Below are 20,313 nucleotides of genomic sequence, written 5' to 3' on the forward strand. Positions count from 1 at the left end.
TGAAAAGGCCGTTGCACATGCAACGGCCTTTTTGCTTGGGTGCGTACACGGATGCCTCCATCCCAAGCACCATCAGGTATCGGCAGGGTCAAAAAAAGGGAGCCGACGGCTCCCTTTCTTGACGATGAGGGTCTCAACCCCACCCCGTCACTTGCGCAGCAGTTGCTTGAGCACGTTCTGCAGGCGGCGTGCGGTGGCGTCATCGCGTGCCGATGCCAGCACCCGCGCGGCATCGCTGCCCCAGGTTTCCTGCGGGGCCGGATCGTTGCGGCGCGTCAGCAGTTGCAGCTGCAGGGCACGGCGGGCGCTCAGATGCTCTGCAGGCGTGGGCACGTCGGCAGCCATTTCAAGGCGCAGCAGGGCTTCACCCGCATCACCCTTGGGCGCCTGGGCCAGTGCCTGCGACCAGGCATTGCGCACTTGCGCAGACACGCGACCGCCGAGCTGCTGGGCCGCCGGAATCTGCGTAGCGTCACGCGATTCCCAGGCCGCCATCAGCTGGGTCAGCGCTTCGCCATGGGCCTGGGCCGCGAGCTTGCGCAGAGCGTCCTGCGCATGCTCCATGGCTTCACGCTGGGCACGGAAGGCCGGATCGGCCAGGCGCGGACCGCGCTCTTCACGCGGTTCGCGGCCAAAGCGGCCATTGTCACGGTTGTCGCGTCCGTCCCTTCCATCGCGGCCACGGCCACCGTCGCGGCGGTCGCCAGGACGGGCAGCGCGCGCACCACCCTCTTCCTTCTTCATGCCGGGACGATCATCCCCGCGCACGGCAACCACGGGGCGCACCGGCGCCGGCTTCGCTTGCGATTCTTCCGAGCCGGCCGCAGCCACTGGCGCCTGTTCCGGCTGGGCAGCGTTGACGGAGGCATCGGCACGGCCGCGCAGCGCCTGCTCCAGAGCCTCCACCGCAGCGCGGATTTGCTGCACGTCACCCGATGTGTTGGCAGCTTCCACGGCCTGCGAAGCCTCCAGTACGCGGCGGTCATGGTCGCTGAGCTGCACGGCTGCGGCCCGGGAACCACGCTCGCTGCCCTTGCGGTTGAAAGCCTCGTCCAGGGGCTTGCGGAAGGCGTCCCACAGCTTTTGCTCGTGCTTGCGATCCAGCGGCACGGCCTGCGCCTCGGCCTGCCAGCGCTGCTGCAGCGCCTTGACGGCATCGATGCGCAGGCTGGGTGCGGCGCCCAGCGCCGTGGCCTCGTCGATCATGGCGTGGCGGCGCTGCAGGCTGGCCTTTTGCGCAGCGTGCAGCGGAGCCTCGGCCAGGGCCATGGCCTGCTTGAACTGGGGCTGCAGCTCGGCAAACAGTTTTTCACCGATATGACCGCTCTCGCGCCAGCGTTCAGCGAACTGGCGCAATGCGCGGGCCGCACCCTTGAGATCTTCGCTGGCGGCCTGCTGCGCTGCCCAGGCCTTGATCTCTTCGATCAGCGCCAGGCGCTGTGCCTTGGACTGGGTGGTTTCCGTGCGCAGCTTGTCGTGCCAGGACTCGACCACCTTGTGGGCCGCGTTGCAGGCTTCGTCAAACTTCTTCCAGAGAGCGTGGTTGGCCGCGCTGCCCTGGTCGGCCAGCTTCCACTGCTCACGCAGGCTGCGCAGGGATTCCTGGATCTTGCGACCGCCCAGCGCCTGGCCTTCGGGACGGTTCAGCAGAGCTTCCGCCTTGGCAACCAGCTCCTCACGCAGCTTGTCTGCGTTCTGGCGCGGCCAGCCTTCGGCTTCGCCTGCTGCCAAGAGGGCCTCGTGCACCTTGGTGACCAGTGCGTCGTCCACCAGACGACCATGGGCCTTGATGGCGGCACGCACGGCTTGCACGGCAGCGGAGCCAGCCTTGCTTTCGCCAGCAGCCGTCTCGGCCTGGAGCTGTTCCAGCGCCTGGGTCAGGGCAGCGCTGGCGGCAGCCACCTGCTCAGGCGACGTCTTGGCCTTGGGCTGCGCTGCGCTGCGGCCGGCAGGCGCTGGCTTGGACGGCTCGGCGGCCGCTGCCTCGGGAGGCAGGCCACGCGCCACACGCAGTTCATCGGCCCACACGGGCACGGTGGGCAGCGGGGCTGCTTCGTCCGCTGCGGCGGCCTCGGTCAGCGCAAGGGCAGACTGGAAGGCATCCCAGACAAGGATCAGCTGTGCGCTGGCGGCTTCCAGCTGGGGCGGGAAGCGTCCATCCACGCTGGCCCAGTTGGCATCGCCGGTGAGCTCGCCGGCCTGCTCCTGCCAGCGGGCCACGTCGGCGCGCAGGTTGTCGAGGACAGCCTGGGCGTCGCGCCATGGCTTGGTGGACAGGACTTCGATGCGCTGGGCCAGCAAGACAGCCACTTCGCGCTGGACCTGCACGCGATGCTGCAGTTCCTCGATGGCCTTGACGCGCTCGGCCAGTTGGGCCTTGTACTGCGACAGCGGCTCACGCGACAGCGGGGCGCCTGCCTTGGCGGCGTCGCGCTGCCAGGCGATGGCGTCGGCGGCATTGAAGGGCGATGCGACCAGCAGTGCCTGGGCCTTTTCAGCCCATTCCACTGCGATCTTTTCCTGGTCTTTGGTGCGGCGGATTTCATCCAGACGCTCACGCACGGCGCGGGCCGCGCTCTTGTCGCGCGCGCTCAGCTCCTTGAGGACGTCCTGCAATTGCTCGACCGAAGGCTGGGTTGCCAGCCAGTCGCGGATGCGCGAGGCGCGATCACCCGAGGTTTCGGCGGAGAAGGCACCGCCCGTGAGCACATCCAAGGGGTGTTGTTCAGGATTCTTGGCAGAAGCAGGGCTCACTTCAGGTGCATCGGACATGGTGCTGCGGGGGGAAAGAGAAGACATGAATCAATCGTTGAATGCCTGGCTGCTGCGGGCCGCCAGACGCGGCCGGCCGGGCTGCATGCGGGCATGCTAGCCGGGCCGGGAAAACCATATTCTCGCCGTTATTTGAAGCGGAGCCAAAACCGGGCTACTGTGCGGACAGGCTGAGCTGGGCGCGCGGGCTCCATTCCTGGTCGTCGGAATCCAGTTTCGGGGCCCCGAGAAACAGGCGCTCGAGCGGCAACTGCTGCTGCGCCAGATAGTCGCGAACGGCCACGCCGCGCGCCAGCGCCAGCTCGCGCATGGCATCGTCGGGCACGGTGATCTGCTCCAGCAGCAGGCTGCGCATCTGGTCGGTGGGCAAGTCCTTGGCCATGCCGATGACATTGCGCGGCTTGGCAAAGTCGGCACGGCTGTAAAGCGCCTTGGTCAAAGCCGGCACTTCGGCAGCAGGCAACTCGGTCACCGATTCTGCCGATTTGCCCTCGCGCAGCACCTGGCGGCGTTTCTGGGCCAGCAACAGGCGGTCGAGTTCGGCCTGCTTCCAGGCCTCCTTGTCCTGGGCCTCGCGCGCCTCGCCGATCACGGTGAGCCTGAGGGCCGGGCGCTCCTTGAGGGAGGCGACCACCTTGTCCAGGCTTTCGCGGGCCTTGGCATCGATCTGGGATCGGCCCGGCGCAAAGGCCACCACGCCCGACTCGCTGCTGCCGCCAAATGCGCCCGACAGCAGCGAGAACGGCGAGGTGACGGCCTTCATGATCAGGTTGCCGATGATCTTGAAGATGACTGGCGCCAACCTGAATTGCGGGTCGTTGAGCGAGCCGCTGACCGGCAGGTCCAGGTCGATGACGCCGTTGCGGTCGGCCAGCAATGCCACGGCCAGGCGCACGGGCAGCGAGGCCGGCGCACCTTCGACGGCTTCGCCGAAGGTGAGCTGGTGCAGCACCAGCTTGTTGCGCGCCGTGAGCTGACCATCGGGCTCGATCTTGTAGCTGACATCCATGCTGAGCTTGCCGCGCTCGATGCCATGGCCCGCGTACTTGATGGAGTACGGCGACAGCGGCGGCAGCTCCAGATCGCGCATCTGGGCGCGTATGTCCAGGGCCAGCGGCTTGGCCAGCGGATTGACCTGGCCGGTGATCTCCAGCGAAGCCGTGCCCTGGGCGCGGCCGCGCAGCTCCACATCCGCCAGTTGCGGCCCCTGCTCCCCGGCCGGCTGTTCGGACGAGAAGGCGCTCAGGCGGCCGGCCAGCTCGCTGAGGTCAGCCGAGTAGTTGGGCTGGATGAAGTAGTCGGAGAACTGCACCTTGCCGCCCGTCAGCACGATGGGGCCTATCTTGATGACCGGTGCAGGCCCGGAAGCGGCCTTCGGCGGGACGGGCTCGGCAGGAGCCGCCGCGCCATCCGCAGCCGGCGCGGTGTTTTGCTCCAGGGACTGCTGAGACTGGGCCGACTTGACGATGTCCTGCAGATTGATGCGGCCATTGCGCTGCACGATCACGCGTGCAAAGAAGTCGCTGAGCGCCGTCTCGCGCACGCTCAGGCGCAGCGGCTGGGCGGGCTGCATCTGCAGGTCCAGGCCACGCACGGCCAAGGTTTTCCAGGCGACGAGTTCATCGCGCAGGCCCAGGCCCAAGGCAGCCGATCGAGCCTTGGCCCGGTCGGCCGTGGATTCGCTGAGCACGGCTGCCACGGCGCCTGCGGCCGTGCTGGGTACGCCCTGCCCCGCAGCCTCACCCCCGGCTTGCACGGGCGAGGCCAGCGCGGAGCGCATGCGCAGATCCACCAGTTCGACATCGCCCTGCACCATCAGCTCGGGGCCGGCAGGCTGGCTGGCAAAGCGCAGCTGACCCAGGAAATTGCCATCGGCGCGCACCAGCTCCACATTGAGCATGTCGGCAAAGTAGGGCTCCAGCGCGTGCAGCGGCAGGCTGCGCGCCTGCAGCCTGCCCTGAAGCGACAGTGGCGCCAGTCCCAGATCGCCGCGCAGGCTCAGCGATCCTGCCTGGACACGCCGGCCCGAGCCGACCTGGGCGGACAGCTCCAGCGGCGTGGGAGCGGACTTGGCCGCCAGCGGCTCGATGGCGCCCAAGCGCAGGCGCAGTGAACTCAGATCCAGGGACACGGTGCGCGCCGAATCGGCGTTGCGCACGGGCGCTTCGTCACGCAGCGCAACGGCGCCACCGTCCACTTCCACGGCCTGCAGCCTCAGACCCCAGGGCCTGGGCTTGTCCTTGGCGGGGTCCGGCGTCGCAGGTGCCGAGGTTGCGGGTGGCAGCCATTGCTCATACATCCACCGGCCCTGGGCGTCGCGCGACACGCCCAGCTGCGGCTTTTGCAGCGCCAGGCGCCCCACGGAAACCTGCTGGCTGGCCAGATTGACCTGCACCTGCTCCAGCTGCAGGCGCGCGATGTCGACCGGCGCGGCCTTGTCCTTGAGACTCAACTGCTCCACGCCCAGCTCGGCCACCTGCACCACCATGGCGGAGCCGCTCCAGCCCAGGCCGGCGTCGGTGCTCAGCAGACCGGTCAGCTCCGGCTTGAGATGGGCAGAGAGATACGGCGCCGCCAGTTGCAGAGGCAATTGCCGCGCGGAGACGGCCAGTTGCCCCTGCCTGTCGGTCATGGCGCCGCTCAGCCTCAGTTCGGCAGGTTTTGCGCCCTCTCCTGCCGCTGCAGACTGCACCTGCATGCCGGCATCAAATTGCAAAGGCTGCTCCAGCGGCCAGCGGACATCGCGCACTTCCAATGACAGCTGGCGCGCCTGCAGCGCCGCACCCGACTGGCCTGCGCCGGGCGACGCATCGCGCCAATGCACCGTGGCATCGGAAATGGCCAGCCTGTCCAGGCTCACCCTCCAGGGCTGGGGCGCATCGGAGGCAGGCTTTTCCACTGCCGGCCTGGAATCGGAGGCAGAGCGACTGCCCATCGCCATCCAGTTGATGCGGCCTTGCGCATCACGGGCCGCGAAAATCTCTGGAGCGCTCCACTGCACGGACTCCAGCTCCACCACCGACTGCAGGGGCTGCACGTTCTTGAGCACGGCCGCCAGGCGCTCGAAACGCAGCAGGGGCGCCTCATCGCGGTCAAGCAACTCGGCACCGGACAGGCTGACCTCGCCGGTGATCCGCACCACGGCCTGCTCGGCCTGCTCAAAGGAGATGTGCAGATTGGTATCCAGCACGCCGGAGCGCGGCTTGACGGGAGCATTGGCGGGCACATAGCCCAGGTAAGGCGTCAGGTCCACGCCCTGCCAGCTCAGATCGACGGCCGTCTGGCGCTGGTCGGTGAAAGGCGTGCTCTGGGCACTGGATTCAAAGCGGCTGCCATTGAGCGCGAAGGACAGGTGCGGCAGCACCTTGATCTCGCGCTTGGACTCCAGATTGCTGATGAACGGCAGCTTCAGCTGCAGCTGATCCAGCATGTGCTCACGCTGCTGGACATCGTCCTGCAATTGCACGCGGCCGTCGCGCAGCGCAATGTTGTACAGCGCAAAGCCCAAGGGCTTGGCCGGCGGCGTATCGCTGGGCTCGGCCAGCCGGGCCAGCACATCATCCACATCGAAGTGCCCCAGGCTCTGCTGCGTGAGGCGCAGCACCGGCGCATCGACCTCGATGGCATCCAGGACAGGCGCCAGCCTGAAGAGGGACTGGATACTGGCATTCACATAGATGCGGTCGACCTGCAGCTGTGGCGACGACGGCGCGGGTTCTTCCTGCCCTGCGCCCGCCGTCTGGCTTTTGGCAATGCGCAGATCACGCAGGGTCAGCTCCAGCGACCAGGGCCGGAACTCCACTGCCCCCACATGGACCTGGCGACCCAGCTTGGCCGATACCTGCTTTTCCAGCTGGCTTTTGGCGACAACGGGCACCAGCGCCCACAGCAGCAGCCACAGCAAAAGAAACGCTGCAAAGGCGATGGCCAGCCTGCGCAGCCAGCGGTGCTTGAAGAGAAATTGCATGGGGCTCTAATAACTAGTACGGCGCCATCCTGGACAGAGGACGCAGCGGTGGCTGCATTGCATCAGAAATTGGGCTGGCAGCAAGACCTCAACCCGCATCACCGCACATTTCTTGACGTTGCAGTCACCCTGGAACGATAAAGCCCGGAAGCCTTGAACCGGCTTCCGGGCTTTACGGCAGGCACAAGTCCTGGCCGTTTTCCGCAGTCAAGGAGAGGATGGTCCTTGCTGCTCGGAAGCAAGAGATTGCTTCCAGGAAGGCCGCGGAAGAAGACTTGAACGACTGTGCCCGAACCATCGAACACCACTTTTACCCGTCTTCCACCTTGGCGAGACGACTGCAGGAGCAGTCGCCTCCAATATAGAAGGACGCAGGCCAGGCCTGCCAGTGCTTTTGCATTTCATTGCAATTTCATGAAGCCCTGTACAACCGCCGCAAGCGCCCCACATCGGTAGCACGCAACCTGCTCTCAAACACTCAGAAACTGTGTTTGCATCCATGGTTTGTTATTATTCATTGATCTAACAAACGCACTTCATAGTGTTGACCGTGTATTTGGTGAACTCCTAGAATCCGCCAGCGCTCGAATAGAGCGTTTTTTGTTTCTGCTGCCTCACGACTGAGCAGATCCCGCAGGCCTACAACGCAATGGTGCACCAAGCGCCAGCCTCCCGGATCCGCAGCACCCAATCCAGGGTGTCAGCCTCACCGGCCTTCGCTTCGGCGAAGGCCGTTTCGGGTTGGTGCCCCTAGAAAGGAAAAAGCTATGCCAGCGTCAGGAAAATTTTTCGCCGCCGCGCGAACGTTCGCCATCGATGTGGCCAACGGTTTTCTTGCCATCATCCACAACAGCTTCGCCCTTCTGGGCTTGGCTGTGGCCTTCCTGGCCATTACCTTGTTCGCCCGTCCCGACCTGCGCGATGCCGGAGAGAGCCAGCTGCGCTCCTGGCTGACCGCTCGCCAGATGGCCGAGCTGGGTGCGCCCGTCGAACTCGCGGCCAGCGACCGCGCGACGGCGACCAACCCGAAGAACCTGCCCAAGGATCAGGCGGCCGTGGCCTTCTGGCTCAGCAAGAAGTACCGCGTGGCGCCCGAGCCCATCGCGGCACTGGTCAGCGAGGCCTACGACCTGGGCAAGGTCAACCGCCTGGACCCGACGCTGATCCTGGCCATCATGGCCATCGAGTCCAGCTTCAATCCGTTCGCGCAAAGTGCTGTCGGCGCGCAGGGCCTGATGCAGGTGATGACCACGGTGCATACCGACAAGTACGAGAACTTCGGCGGCCAGAACGCCGCGTTCGACCCCGTCAGCAATCTGCGCGTGGGCGTGCGCGTGCTCAAGGAGTGCATTGAGCGCGCCGGCTCCATCGAAGGTGGCCTGCGCTACTACGTGGGCGCGGCCAACCTGCCCACCGACGGCGGCTATGCCGCCAAGGTGCTGGCCGAGCACCAGCGCCTGCGCATGGCCGCCGGCCTGCGTGCCGTGCCGCTGATGACCGCCAAGATCGAGCAGCCCAAGCAGGCCGTCCAGATCGCAGCCACCAAGCCGGCCACATCCACGGCCGAGGCAGCCGGACCTGCGGCCTCGGCTGCGTCCGCTGGCACCCCGGCAGTGCCGGTCAGCTCGAGCAGCATGTCCGCGCGCACCGAACAGGTGGCCCTGCAGACACAGGAGCCGGCGCTGTAACCGGAACCACCGACATGGCGCATGAAGCTGGCTAAGGCCAGCTTTTTTCATGCCTGCCTGCACCCGCTGATCTGCCAGGCAGGCGGCTTCGCCAACGCCCCTCGCCTGTCTTCGGCTCCATCAGCTCAGCTACACTAGCGGGGTACGCAACTGGCGATAGGCGCAGCCGCTTCACGCACCGCTGCCGCTGACGTGGAAACCAGCAGAAGGCCTGAAAAGAACCACCTTCTGTGAACCACCGGGGAGCGTACCGCCCAGCCTCCATGCGCACGCGGGATCTGGAGTGTTCCGCCGTTCGCCTGGGCAGCCCTTGGCCTCAAGGGAATTTCAAGTTCACAGGACTGCCATGTTTCAACGCACCAATACCGTCGAGAAGGTCGACGCCGAAGTCTTTGCCGCCATCCAGGCCGAGAACCTGCGTCAACAAGAACATATCGAGCTGATCGCCAGCGAGAACTACTGCTCGCCCGCCGTGATGGAAGCCCAGGGCTCCCAGCTCACCAACAAGTACGCAGAAGGCTATCCAGGCAAGCGCTACTACGGCGGCTGCGAAAACGTCGATGTGGTCGAGCAGCTCGCCATCGACCGCGTCAAGAAGCTGTTCGGCGCCGAAGCCGCCAACGTTCAGCCCAACTCCGGCTCCCAGGCCAACCAGGCCGTGCTGATGGCCTTTGCCAAGCCCGGCGACACCATCATGGGCATGAGCCTGGCCGAAGGCGGCCACCTGACGCACGGCATGCCGCTGAACATGTCGGGCAAGTGGTTCAACGTGGTCTCCTACGGCCTGAACGCCGAAGAAGCCATCGACTACGACAAGATGGAAGCGCTGGCGCGCGAGCACAAGCCCCGCATCATCGTGGCCGGCGCATCGGCCTACGCCCTGGCCATCGACTTCGAGCGCTTCGCCAAGATCGCAAAGGAAGTCGGCGCCATCTTCTGGGTGGACATGGCCCACTACGCCGGCCTGATCGCCGCGGGCGTGTACCCCAACCCCGTGCCCCACGCCGACGTGGTCACCACCACCACGCACAAGAGCCTGCGCGGCCCGCGCGGCGGCGTGATCCTGATGAAGGCCGAGCATGAGAAGGCCATCAACAGCGCCATCTTCCCCGGCCTGCAAGGCGGCCCGCTGATGCACGTCATCGCCGGCAAGGCCGTGGCCTTCAAGGAAGCACTGTCTCCCGAGTTCAAGGCCTACCAGGAGCAGGTCGTGAAGAATGCCAAGGTCGTCGCCGAAACGCTGACGGCCCGCGGCCTGCGCATCGTCTCCGGCCGCACGGAAAGCCACGTCATGCTGGTGGACCTGCGCGCCAAGGGCATCACCGGCAAGGCGGCAGAAGCCGCACTGGGTGCCGCCCACATGACGATCAACAAGAACTCCATCCCCAACGACCCCGAAAAGCCGATGGTCACCAGCGGCATCCGCGTGGGCACGCCCGCCATGACCACGCGCGGCTTCAAGGAAGAGGAAGCCCGCCTGACGGCCAACCTGCTGGCCGACGTGCTGGAGAACCCCAGCGACGAAGCCAACCTGGCCCGCGTGCGCGCCCAGGTGGCCGAGCTGACGGCCCGCTTCCCGGTCTACGGCGCCTGATTTGAGCGCATAGAGGCCTGCCATGAAGTGCCCGTTCTGCAGCCACCCGGACACCCAGGTCGTGGAGACCCGTGAGGCCGAGGATGGGGGCTTCATCCGCCGCCGCCGCCAATGCGGCGGCTGCGACAAGCGCTTCACCACCTATGAGCGGCCCGAGGTCAGCTTCCCCGCCATCGTCAAAAAGGACGGGCGGCGCATCGAGTACGAGCGCGCCAAGCTGCTGGGTTCGTTCAAGATTGCGCTGCGCAAGCGTCCCGTGAGCACGGAGCAGATCGATGCCGCCATCGAGCGCATCGAGGAACGGCTGCGCAACCTGGGCGAGCGCGAAGTGCTCTCCAGCCGCCTGGGCGAGATGGTGATGCGCGAGCTCAAGCTGCTCGACAAGGTCGGCTACATCCGCTACGCCAGCGTCTACCGCAGCTTCGAGGACGTGGACGACTTCAAGAACGTCATGGATGAAGTCCGCAATCCCGGCTGATCAGGCCGGAAGGACACAAGAAAGCCGCCCTTGGGCGGCTTTCTTTTTGGCGTCCTGGCAGCGCTTTCAGGGCGCCGCGGCAGGAATCGGCGCCAGGCCTGAATCGACGTCGCCGCACTGGGCGCGGTGGCGCAGGGCGTGGTCCATCACCACCAGGGCCAGCAACGCTTCGGCGATGGGCGCGGCGCGGATGCCCACGCAGGGGTCATGGCGACCCTTGGTGATGACTTCGGTGCTCTGGCCCTGGGTGTCGATGGACTCGCGCGGCGTGATGATGGAGCTGGTGGGCTTGATGGCGATGCGCACCTCCAGATCCTGGCCCGTGCTGATGCCGCCCACGATGCCACCGGCGTTGTTGCTGCGAAAGCCTTCGGGGCTCAGCGAGTCGCCGTGCGTGGTGCCGCGCTGGACCACGCTGTTGAAGCCCGCACCGATCTCCACGGCCTTGACGGCGTTCAGGCCCATCATGGCGTAGGCGACGTCGGCATCGAGGCGGTCATACAGCGGCTGGCCCAGGCCCACCGGCATGCCACTGGCCTGCACGCGCAGCGCGGCGCCGCAGGAGTCGCCCGACTTGCGCAGCGCATCCATGTATTCCTCGTAGCGGGACACATCGGCCACCGGCGCAAAGAAGGGATTGTTGCGCACATGCTCCCAGCTCTCGAAGGGCAGCGACAGCTCGCCCACCTGGGTCATGCAGGCGCGAAACTCGGTGCCGAATTTTTCCTTGAGCCACTTCTTGGCCACGGCGCCGGCCGCCACCGTGGGCGCCGTCAGCCGTGCGGAGGAGCGGCCGCCGCCGCGCGGATCACGGATGCCGTACTTCTGGAAGTAGGCGTAGTCGGCATGGCCGGGACGAAAGCTTTGCGCAATGTTGGAGTAGTCCTTGCTGCGCTGGTCGGTATTGCGGATCAGCAAAGCGATCGGCGTGCCCGTGGTGCGGCCTTCGTAGACACCCGAGAGGATTTCCACCGCGTCCGGCTCGTTGCGCTGCGTCACGAACTTGCTGGTGCCGGGGCGGCGGCGGTCCAGGTCGTGCTGGATGTCCGCCTCGCTCAGTGCCATGCCAGGCGGGCAACCGTCGATGACGCAGCCGATGGCCGGGCCATGCGATTCGCCGAAGTTGGTGACAGTGAATAGGGTTCCGAAGGTGTTGCCGCTCATAGGCCGATGATTATGCCCGGGTCGCCCCCAGGCGCCGCTCCCGCTGCAGCGGTGCATTGCGCAGGCTGCCATCTCCTGCAAAGAAACAATAAAACTATCAAATTACAAATATTGATAGCTAGAATTGCAGAACATTGTTCTTCAACCGCCTGCGGACCATCCCTCAGGCACCAGCCGCAACTTGCGGGAGATTCGTGAAATGCAGACCTCTTCCGGCTCAACGCAACGCCAGGATCGCAGCGATCCTGCGAGCAGCACTCCACCGCCCTCACCCATCCTTCAACAGGATGCCGGTGACCAGAATCTTCACCCCACCCTGATGACCATGCTGCTGGTCTCAGCCAGGCCCGATGATTTCAGAACCCGCAACCGGCTTGCCCAGGCCAAGCAGTACATGCGGGCCCGGCTGGATGACCCCGAGCTCAAGCCGCTGCAGGTGGCCCAGGGCCTGGGCATGTCGCTGCGCAGCCTGGCGCGTCTGTTCGCCACCGAGGGACTGACTCCCAGCCGCTGGCTCTGGAACGAGCGCCTGGCCCAGGCCCACCTGCTGCTGCAGGCCGACAATGCGCGGCGCGTGACCGATGTGGCGATGGCCTGCGGCTTCACCAGCTTCTCGCACTTCAGCCGCGTCTTCAGGCAGGCCTATGCCGTGCCGCCCAGCGCCTTGCTCAAGCCCCGGCGCAGCAGCGTGCATTGAACGGGCTTGCGCCCGGCCGTAAAAAGCCAAGGCCTGCGCCGCGTTCTGCGGTCACAGGCCTTGCTGCATGGGCAGGGACAGTCTTGCCGCGACCGGATGATCAGTCCGCGCCCTGGCGCTCGCCTTCGGGCCAGTCGCGGATATAGGCCTTGAGCATGCGGTTCTCGAAGTTCTGGCTGTCCACCACGGCCTTGGCCACGTCGTACAGGCTGATCACGCCCATCAGCATGCGCTTGTCCATGACCGGCATGTAGCGCGCATGGCGGTCCAGCATCATGCGGCGCACCTCGTCCATGTCGGTTTCCATGGTGCAGGTCATGGGAGCGTCGTCCATGGCCGAGCGCACCAGCGTCTCGCCCACGCCGCCGTGCTTGACAAAGCCCTGGATCACTTCGCGGAAGGTCAGCATGCCGACCACGTCGCCGTGCTCCATGACCACGAGGGAGCCTATATCGCGCTCGGACATCACCTGCACCGCGCTGGCCAGGCTTTCGTCCGGCGACACCGTGTAGAGGGTGTTGCCCTTGACGCGCAGGATGTCACTTACTTTCATGCCGTATCTCCAAGATTGTCTGTGTCGCCGTGGTTGCGGCAAGCCCATGTCTGCCGGGAAATATAGCCCACAATGCCCGCTTGCCTTGACAACCATGGAGACAGGAATGCCCGGCTACTCGGATCCCGGCTTTGACACTCTGGCGCTGCACGCGGGCGCACAGCCCGACCCCGCCACCGGTGCGCGCGCGACGCCCATCCACCTCACGACCTCGTTCGTCTTCGAGTCCAGCGACCATGCGGCCTCTTTGTTCAATCTGGAGCGCCCCGGCCACGTCTACAGCCGCATCTCCAATCCCACGAACGCCGTACTGGAGCAGCGCGTCTCGGCCCTGGAAGGGGGCGTGGGCGCCATCGCCGTGGCCAGCGGCCAGGCGGCGCTGCACCTGTCGGTGGCCACGCTCATGGGCGCGGGCAGCCACATCGTGGCCAGCACGGCGCTGTACGGCGGCTCGCAGAACCTGCTGCACTACACGCTGGCGCGCTTCGGCATAGAGACCACCTTCGTCAAGCCCGGCGACATCGACGGCTGGCGCGCCGCCGTGCGGCCCAATACCAAGCTGTTCTTCGGCGAGACCGTGGGCAACCCGGGCCTGGACGTGCTCGACATTCCCACCATCAGCGCCATCGCGCATGAGGCCGGCGTGCCGCTGCTGGTGGACTCCACGCTGACCTCGCCCTGGCTGATGAAGCCGTTGGAGCATGGCGCGGACATCGTCTACCACTCGGCCACCAAGTTCCTGTCGGGCCACGGCACCGTGGTCGGGGGCATCGTGGTGGATGGCGGCAGCTTCGACTGGGAAAAGTCGGGGCGCTTCCCGGAGCTGACCGAGCCCTACGACGGCTTCCACAACATGGTGTTCAGCGAGGAAAGCAGCACTGGCGCCTTCCTTCTGCGCGCACGCCGCGAAGGCCTGCGCGACTTCGGCGCCTGCATGAGCCCGCACACGGCCTGGCTGATCCTGCAGGGCATAGAGACGCTGCCGCTGCGCATGGAGCGCCATATCCGCAACACCGAGAAGGTGGTGCAATTCCTGGCCAGCCATCCGCTGGTGGGCCGCGTGGGCCACCCGCTGCTCGATACCCATCCCTCGCACCAGCTCGCCAAGAAGCTGCTGCCGCGCGGCGCAGGCTCGGTGTTCAGCTTCGACATCAAGGGCAACCGCAACCAGGGCCGCAAGTTCATCGAGACGCTCAAGGTCTTCAGCCACCTGGCCAACGTGGGCGACTGCCGCAGCCTGGTCATCCACCCTGCCAGCACCACGCACTTCCGCATGAGCGACGAGGCGCTGGCCCAGGCCGGCATCGGCCAGGGCACGATCCGCCTGTCCATCGGGCTGGAAGACGCAGACGACCTGATCGACGACCTCAAGCGCGCCCTCAAGGCGGCCGAGAAGGCCGCGTGAATCGGCAAGGGAGACACCAACAATGAAGATCGATGTTCACGGCCACGCCATCTACGCCTATACCGGCGGCAAGGCCTTCAATCCCGCACAGCCTACGGCCATCCTCATCCACGGCGTGCTGTGCGACCACAGCGTCTGGGCACTGCAAAGCCGTTACCTGGCCAACCACGGCTGGAACGTGCTGGCCATAGACCTGCCGGGCCACTGCCGCAGCGCAGGCGATGCGCCGGCCAGCGTGGAGGCGGCGGCGGATTTCATCGGCCAGCTCATGGATGCGGCAGGCATCGAGAAGGCCGCGCTGGTAGGCCACAGCTGGGGCAGCCTGATCGCCATGGAAGCGGCCGCGCAGCTGGGCGCGCGCGTCAGCCACCTGGTGCTGGTGGGCACGGCCTACCCGATGAAGGTCTCGCCTGCTTTGCTGGACTCCGCGCTCAGCACGCCCGAGCAGGCCATCCACATGGTGAATGTGTTCTCGCGCGGCACGCTGGCGCCACCCAGCGGCGCAGGCAGCTGGGTGTTCGGCGCCGGCATGGCGCTGGGCCGGCGCGTGCTGGCCAGCAATGACCGCACCAACCTGCTGCACGCCGGCTTCAAGGCCTGCGACAGCTACGCGGGCGGCGAGGCGGCCATGGCGGCGCTGCAATGCCCGGTCCTGTTCGCCCTGGGCGAGCAGGACCAGATGACGCCGCCCAAGGCCGCCAAGGGCCTGATCGAGGCGGCCCGGGGCGCGCAGCGCCAGGTCAGCATCGTGCACCTGCCCAGCGGCCACAACCAGATGACCGAGGCGCCCGACCAGACGCTGTTCGCCATCCGGGATTTCCTGGCGCGCTGAGACCGGCCGGGTCCTGCCCGCAGGGCAGGCACGCACTCACTCACGCACTCACGCCCCGCGCGCGGGGAAGATGCTCTTTTTCACGAGCGCGTGCACGCCCCAGTTGCCATCCACCACCTGGGTGATGCCGAAGTCCACGGCGATCGACATCAGCGAGATGGCCTCGTCCTCTCCCAGCCCCTGGGTGGTCATGAGGAAGTGGCGCATCTTGTGATAGGCGTCGCGCAGAGCCAGGTCCACGGAAGACTTCTTGAAGATCTGGTTTTGCGCATCCGGCCCCAGCTCCGCCAGGTAGTTGGCGTAGCTGAAGCCGTGCAGCAGCCATTCGTCCTGGGTTTCGAGCAGCGGATAGGCCAGTTCGGCCAGCGGCGTTCCAGGCAGGTCCGCCTTCTTGTGCAGGATCAACTGGAAGGTGCCGGTCAGCGAGCACTCGATGGCCGTGCCGCACAGCTCGGAGTCCCCCTGCGAGGCATGCGGATCGCCCACGGTGAAGTTGGCCCCTGGCACGGCCACGGGGAAATACATGGTCGCCCCCTTGCCGATGCGCCAGTTGTCGATGTTGCCGCCCGTGTGGTTGGGCGGAATGGAGCTGGCCATCTCCACCTCGGCCGGCGCCACGCCGATGGTGCCGAAATGCGGGCGCACGGGAACGCGGATATTGCGCAGCACGTTTTCGTTCTTGCTGATCGTGCGGTGGTCCACGGGCACGCCCGGATAGTCGATGGTCGGGTGGACCACGCCGAAGGGGTCGGTCTGCGGCGTCCAGCGGTAGTTGTAGACGGCGCGGGCCCAGTTGCGCTCGCCGGTCGCATCCACCTCGTAGATGGTGACCACCTCGCGCTTTCGGGGCTCGGTGAGCGTGTCGCCATAGTGAAAGCCCCAGTTCGCCGCCGCATTGCTGCCGAAGGTCCGGCCCTTGAACTGCGGGTTGCCCGAGGGGCGCGGCACCACATCAATGATGCGTACTTCCAGCACATCGCCGGGCTGGGCGCCCTTGATGCGTACCGGCCCCGTGCAGATGTGCACGCCCTGGCCCCCACCTGCGCCGTTCTTGGCATCCATGGGACCGGCACCCCGGCGATCGACGTTCTTGCGCTGGCTGTCCCAGTGGAACACGCTCTCGGCGCCCGGGTCGCCCCGGACCATGCGTTCGGCATCGTCATTGGCGTGGTGGGTCAGCGTCTCCATGGTCACGTAGTCGCCCGATTCGACTTCGACCACCGGCTTGGCCGATCTGCTGAAGTAGCCCCAGAGCACGGTACTGGCAGAGGCGGGAATGTAGTAGTGGCTGGCCATGCCCTGGCCGGCCCGGGCGCCGGGCGCGCCCTGGGCAAAGGCCCGGGACGGTGCCATCGCACCGCTGATGGCGCCGGCCGAGACCGCGCCGCCACCGACCACCATGGCGTCGCGCAGGAAGGAACGGCGTGCAACCTGGAATTCCTCGCGGATCAGCGTCTCATCGGCTGGCGAAGCACCGTGCTGGCAGCCCGGGCCGCAGATATGTTCTTGGTGGGGGATGGTCATCGAAAATACTCCTGCTGTTGTGGATCGGTGCCGGCAGCGCCAGTGTCCAGGCGAGCATGTCCAGGCCGGTTGTTCCTGCGCGCACAAAAACTTGTCGCGGCTGCCATCCGGTGCGCCGGGCTTGGACAGGCAGTACGCGGCAGTTCATAGTTCGCCCCTGATGCACGACGATCCAAGACGCTTTTCCACCCACGCATTTCCCGATGCCTTGCGGCAGGCTGCGCTCAATGAGGCGCTGTCCAGGGCAGACATCCATGGCGAAGCGCCCACGCCACCGGCCACCCACCTGGCGCTGCGCAGCTCGCCACTGGGATCGGTATTCATTACGCTGGCCACCTCGCCACTGACGCTGCGGGCCGTGGCCAAGCGGCCGCGCGGCCCGGGCCTGCTGCTGTGCGCCTTGCTGCAAGGCAGCGCCGATGCGGTGGTCGAGGACGCCGCGTTCCCGCTCAAGGCCGGCTCCGCGCTGCTGCTGGAGTCAGACCGGGACTGGCAGCTGCAGTTGCCCGGCGACGGCCGCCTGCTGCTTGCGCGGCTGGAGTCCTCGAGCTTTCTGCTCCGCCTTCTGCGCTCGTGCCCGCCCGAGGCCAAGCACATCGGCGGGACAGGCGGTGTGGGGGCCATGTGCATGGCAATGGCGGCCTCACTGGCAGAGCAGATCGACACACTGGCACAGGACGATCTGCTGTCGGTGGAGGCCACGCTCACCGACATGCTGGTCACCTGCCTGACACCGCGCGCCGGCAATCCCGACCAGGAGCAGGCCGAGGCGACCGAGCCGCCCAGCGCCGTGCAGCTTGGCCATCTGCGCCGCATCTGCCGCGCCATCGAAACCCGGCTGGGCGATGCCGAGCTGTCCATCGATGCCATCGCCGAAGCCGAGGGGCTGTCCACGCGCTATCTGCAAAAGCTGTTCAAGGGAGCGGCCACCAGCTTCAGCACCTACCTGCGCGAACGCCGGCTGGAGCGCTGCCGCATGGACCTGAGCAACCGCTCGCTGCAGCATTGCTCCATTGCCGAGCTGTGCTTTCGCTGGGGCTTTGGCGATGCCGCCAACTTCAGCCGTGCCTTCACGGCCCGCTATGGCCTGTCCCCCAAGGCCTATCGCGCCAGTCCGGCGCGCGTGCAGGATGCGCCGCCCGGCCAGCGCGGACGCCCCTCGCCCGCCGAGAGCGTTGCGCAGGGTGCAGAACCGGCCGCAGCGCGCCTGGCACACAGCCCGTTCCAGGCCCTGCTGCGCGACCATGCACGCTACGCCCAGGCGCTGGCCCTTGTGCCCAAGCGCTCGGCGCACGCAGACAATGGTGGTGCGTCGCCCCAGCACTACTACCTTCCGGTCTCCGACAAGACCGTGCACTGGGGCTACCTGAGCCGTTCACTCAAGCCCGTGCTTTCGGTGCGCTCGGGTGACGTGGTGACCATGGAGACGCTGACCCAGCATGCCTCGGACGACTGGGAACGCATGATCGAAGGCGATCCGGGCGCCGAAAGCGTGTTCCACTGGACCGCAGCCCAGAAGGCCGTGGACCGGCGCGGCGCGGGCCCGATGGATGCCTCGATCTACGGCCGCGGCGCAGGCGAGGGCTTCGGCGTGCACATCTGCACCGGCCCCGTCTATGTGCATGAGGCCGAACCTGGCGACCTGCTGGAGATACGCATCCTCGACGTGCAGCCACGCCCCAGCTGCAGCCCCGCCCACCACGGCCGTGTCTTCGGCAGCAACGCCGCCGCCTGGTGGGGCTTTCACTACCGCGACCAGATCACGGAGCCCCGCCAGCGCGAAGTGGTCACCATCTACGAAATCGACCACGCACTGCCCGAGGAGCCCACGGCCCGCGCCGTCTACAACTACCGCTGGACGCCGCAGACCGACCCCTTCGGCGTGGTCCATCCGACCATCGACTACCCGGGCGTGCCCGTGGACCCCGCCAGCATCACCCGGCGCTTTGGTGTGCTGGACAAGGCACGCGTGCCGCTGCGTCCGCATTTCGGCATGCTGGCCGTGGCACCGCGAGAGGCCGGCCTGATCGACTCCATACCGCCGAGCTACTTCGGCGGCAACCTGGACAATTGGCGCGCGGGCAAGGGAGCCACCCTCTTCCTGCCCGTATCGGTGCCAGGCGCACTGTTTTCGGTGGGAGACCCGCATGCATCCCAAGGCGACTCGGAACTGTGCGGCACGGCCATCGAATGCTCGCTGACCGGCAGCTTCGAGCTGCGGGTGCACAAGCGCGCCGCGCTGGACAACCGCTTCCTTGCAGAGCTGGACCACCCTTTCCTGGAGACCGGCTCCGAATGGGTGATACAGGGCTTCAGCTTCACCGACCACCTGGCCGAACTGGGCAGCCAGGCGCAGTCCCAGGTCTATCGCAAGTCATCGCTGGAAGGCGCCATGCGTGACGCTTTCCACAAGGCAAGGCGCTATCTGATGCTGGCCCACGGGCTGGACGAGGACGAGGCCGTATCACTGATCTCCGTGGCCGTGGACTTCGCCGTGACGCAGGTGGTGGACGGCAACTGGGGCGTGCACGCCGTGATCAAGAAGAAGCTGTTTCCGCCGGAGCTCTCGGCGTCCGCCCAGGCGGGCCACTGAAGCCCACCCGGGATCAGACCCGTGCCAGGAAGCGGGCGATGCGCTGGGCGATGCGCTCGGGCTGCTCGCGGTGGGGGACGTGGCCGCCACCGGCCACGATCTCCACCTCCACAGGGCCGCGCGCCCGGTCGCGGATGCGCTCGGGGTGGACCAGGGAGCCGAACTCGTCATGCTCGCCGTGGATGGCCAGCACCGGGCAGCGCACGCGCTCCAGCGCCTCGTCCAGCCGGTAGTCGGCAAATGGCTGCGACAGCCAGGTGTCCACCCAGGCAGACAGCACCCAGGCGGCCTTGTCGCCGTGGTATTTCTCCAGGCGCGCCAGCTGGCCGGGCCGGGCGAAATCCTCTTGGGCCGCACGAATGCCCTGCAAGGTGCGATCTTCCACGAAGGCCTGGGCGGACTCCGTGACCACCGCCTTGCACTGCGCGCCGTATCGGGCCGCCACCATGGCGGCCATGCCGCCGCCCACGCTGTGGCCCAGCACGATGAAATCCCCAAGGCCCAGCCCCTGGTGCACTGCCGGAAACACGGTCTCTGCCTCCCGGGCCACAAAGCCCGGCCCCAGCGTGCCCGGATAGGGGTCGGACTGGCCAAAGCCCAGCCGGTCGTAGGCCAGCACATCGCGGCGCGTGGCCTCGGCCAGTTGCTGCGGGAAATCACGCCACAGCGCCACCGAACCCAGCGAGTCGTGCAGCAGCACGATGGGCGCGCGGGCCAGGGACTCTTCGCCGGCCGCCGGCGCCTGCCAGCGCCTGACGTAGATGCTGCCCTGGGGCGTGGAAATGCGGGTTTCGCTCAGGGATGCGGGGATGTCGGTCATGCAGGAGGAAGGCATCGAAAAACTCCATGCCGGTCAGCGCCGGCCCGGCAGACATCATGCGCCCGCATGCCGCCAGAGGGCGACACCGTGGCGACGCGCAGGGCGGAATGCGGCAGCTTTTGTCTCTCTCGGGGCAGCTTTTGCGAACCTGGGCGCGCGGGTTCCTCCGATGGTGAGCGGCAAGGCAGCAGCGTATAAGTTGACCCTACCCCATGCTTGCGAAGGC

General features: G+C 66.7%; 13 protein-coding genes and 1 riboswitch. Of the genes, 7 read left to right on the top strand and 6 right to left on the bottom strand.

The features are described 5' to 3' along the window. Positions 1-147: 147 nt before the first annotated feature. On the bottom strand, positions 148-2,772 hold the full coding sequence (locus ACF8ML_RS19655) for a DUF349 domain-containing protein (protein ID WP_043792014.1): 2,625 nt from the start codon (positions 2,770-2,772) through the stop codon (positions 148-150). A gap of 154 nt (positions 2,773-2,926) precedes the next feature. Further along, positions 2,927-6,739 carry a DUF748 domain-containing protein gene (locus ACF8ML_RS19660; RefSeq protein ID WP_392407722.1) on the bottom strand — a complete coding sequence of 1,271 codons (3,813 nt, stop codon included), beginning with the start codon at positions 6,737-6,739 and terminating at the stop codon, positions 2,927-2,929. Positions 6,740-7,506: 767 nt separating this feature from the next. Here ACF8ML_RS19660 and ACF8ML_RS19665 point away from each other — a divergent pair. From ACF8ML_RS19665 to nrdR, 3 genes are all read left to right on the top strand, one after another. Beyond that, positions 7,507-8,427: a lytic transglycosylase domain-containing protein gene (locus ACF8ML_RS19665; RefSeq protein ID WP_016447496.1), complete on the top strand. Its 921-nt coding sequence runs from the start codon at positions 7,507-7,509 to the stop codon at positions 8,425-8,427. Between the two features lie 136 nt (positions 8,428-8,563). Beyond that, a riboswitch (ZMP/ZTP riboswitch) is annotated at positions 8,564-8,739 on the top strand. Positions 8,740-8,773: 34 nt separating this feature from the next. Then, positions 8,774-10,021 carry a serine hydroxymethyltransferase gene (gene glyA / locus ACF8ML_RS19670; RefSeq protein WP_016447497.1) on the top strand — a complete coding sequence of 416 codons (1,248 nt, stop codon included), beginning with the start codon at positions 8,774-8,776 and terminating at the stop codon, positions 10,019-10,021. Positions 10,022-10,043: 22 nt separating this feature from the next. After that, entirely contained in the window at positions 10,044-10,499 is a 456-nt protein-coding gene (gene nrdR, locus ACF8ML_RS19675; protein WP_012206755.1) for a transcriptional regulator NrdR, read from the top strand. Positions 10,500-10,565: 66 nt separating this feature from the next. Here nrdR and aroC read toward each other — a convergent pair whose 3' ends face one another. Next, positions 10,566-11,663, bottom strand: a complete 1,098-nt coding sequence (aroC, locus tag ACF8ML_RS19680; RefSeq protein WP_392407723.1) for a chorismate synthase — start codon at positions 11,661-11,663, stop codon at positions 10,566-10,568. A 325-nt stretch (positions 11,664-11,988) separates the two neighbouring features. Between aroC and ACF8ML_RS19685 the strand changes: the two genes are divergently transcribed. Continuing rightward, positions 11,989-12,360: a helix-turn-helix domain-containing protein gene (locus tag ACF8ML_RS19685; RefSeq protein WP_231574343.1), complete on the top strand. Its 372-nt coding sequence runs from the start codon at positions 11,989-11,991 to the stop codon at positions 12,358-12,360. Between the two features lie 100 nt (positions 12,361-12,460). Here the strand turns inward: ACF8ML_RS19685 and ACF8ML_RS19690 are convergent, their stop codons facing one another. Next, positions 12,461-12,913 (bottom strand): CBS domain-containing protein, encoded by a 453-nt coding sequence (locus ACF8ML_RS19690; protein WP_012206758.1) that lies wholly within the window; start codon positions 12,911-12,913, stop codon positions 12,461-12,463. Between the two features lie 106 nt (positions 12,914-13,019). On the opposite strand from ACF8ML_RS19690, the gene ACF8ML_RS19695 reads away from it, so the two are divergent. Continuing rightward, a complete protein-coding gene (locus tag ACF8ML_RS19695; RefSeq protein WP_017406117.1) occupies positions 13,020-14,318 on the top strand; it encodes an O-acetylhomoserine aminocarboxypropyltransferase in 1,299 nt (432 codons plus the stop codon). A 22-nt stretch (positions 14,319-14,340) separates the two neighbouring features. After that, positions 14,341-15,150: an alpha/beta fold hydrolase gene (locus ACF8ML_RS19700; protein WP_209671881.1), complete on the top strand. Its 810-nt coding sequence runs from the start codon at positions 14,341-14,343 to the stop codon at positions 15,148-15,150. 48 nt (positions 15,151-15,198) lie between these two features. Here ACF8ML_RS19700 and ACF8ML_RS19705 read toward each other — a convergent pair whose 3' ends face one another. Then, complete coding sequence (locus ACF8ML_RS19705) at positions 15,199-16,674, bottom strand: acetamidase/formamidase family protein (protein WP_034367320.1); 1,476 nt, start codon at positions 16,672-16,674, stop codon at positions 15,199-15,201. Between the two features lie 160 nt (positions 16,675-16,834). On the opposite strand from ACF8ML_RS19705, the gene ACF8ML_RS19710 reads away from it, so the two are divergent. After that, a complete protein-coding gene (locus ACF8ML_RS19710; protein WP_392407724.1) occupies positions 16,835-19,267 on the top strand; it encodes an acetamidase/formamidase family protein in 2,433 nt (810 codons plus the stop codon). Between the two features lie 13 nt (positions 19,268-19,280). On the opposite strand, the gene ACF8ML_RS19715 is transcribed toward ACF8ML_RS19710, so the two are convergent. Continuing rightward, positions 19,281-20,102 (bottom strand): alpha/beta fold hydrolase, encoded by an 822-nt coding sequence (locus ACF8ML_RS19715; protein ID WP_392407726.1) that lies wholly within the window; start codon positions 20,100-20,102, stop codon positions 19,281-19,283. Positions 20,103-20,313: the final 211 nt, after the last annotated feature.

This window comes from Delftia sp. WSY_10 (genome assembly GCF_043104705.1).
GTDB lineage: Bacteria > Pseudomonadota > Gammaproteobacteria > Burkholderiales > Burkholderiaceae_C > Comamonas > Comamonas tsuruhatensis.

What these genes read in the sequence shown, in the direction of transcription:
- ACF8ML_RS19660 (WP_392407722.1), bottom strand. Translation starts at nt 6,739, where the DNA reads ATGCAATTTCTCTTCAAGCACCGCTGGCTGCGCAGGCTGGCCATCGCC.
- ACF8ML_RS19710 (WP_392407724.1), top strand. Translation starts at nt 16,835, where the DNA reads ATGCACGACGATCCAAGACGCTTTTCCACCCACGCATTTCCCGATGCC.
- ACF8ML_RS19705 (WP_034367320.1), bottom strand. Translation starts at nt 16,674, where the DNA reads ATGACCATCCCCCACCAAGAACATATCTGCGGCCCGGGCTGCCAGCAC.
- ACF8ML_RS19695 (WP_017406117.1), top strand. Translation starts at nt 13,020, where the DNA reads ATGCCCGGCTACTCGGATCCCGGCTTTGACACTCTGGCGCTGCACGCG.
- ACF8ML_RS19665 (WP_016447496.1), top strand. Translation starts at nt 7,507, where the DNA reads ATGCCAGCGTCAGGAAAATTTTTCGCCGCCGCGCGAACGTTCGCCATC.
- ACF8ML_RS19690 (WP_012206758.1), bottom strand. Translation starts at nt 12,913, where the DNA reads ATGAAAGTAAGTGACATCCTGCGCGTCAAGGGCAACACCCTCTACACG.
- glyA (WP_016447497.1), top strand. Translation starts at nt 8,774, where the DNA reads ATGTTTCAACGCACCAATACCGTCGAGAAGGTCGACGCCGAAGTCTTT.
- ACF8ML_RS19655 (WP_043792014.1), bottom strand. Translation starts at nt 2,772, where the DNA reads ATGTCCGATGCACCTGAAGTGAGCCCTGCTTCTGCCAAGAATCCTGAA.
- ACF8ML_RS19715 (WP_392407726.1), bottom strand. Translation starts at nt 20,102, where the DNA reads ATGCCTTCCTCCTGCATGACCGACATCCCCGCATCCCTGAGCGAAACC.
- ACF8ML_RS19685 (WP_231574343.1), top strand. Translation starts at nt 11,989, where the DNA reads ATGCTGCTGGTCTCAGCCAGGCCCGATGATTTCAGAACCCGCAACCGG.
- nrdR (WP_012206755.1), top strand. Translation starts at nt 10,044, where the DNA reads ATGAAGTGCCCGTTCTGCAGCCACCCGGACACCCAGGTCGTGGAGACC.
- ACF8ML_RS19700 (WP_209671881.1), top strand. Translation starts at nt 14,341, where the DNA reads ATGAAGATCGATGTTCACGGCCACGCCATCTACGCCTATACCGGCGGC.
- aroC (WP_392407723.1), bottom strand. Translation starts at nt 11,663, where the DNA reads ATGAGCGGCAACACCTTCGGAACCCTATTCACTGTCACCAACTTCGGC.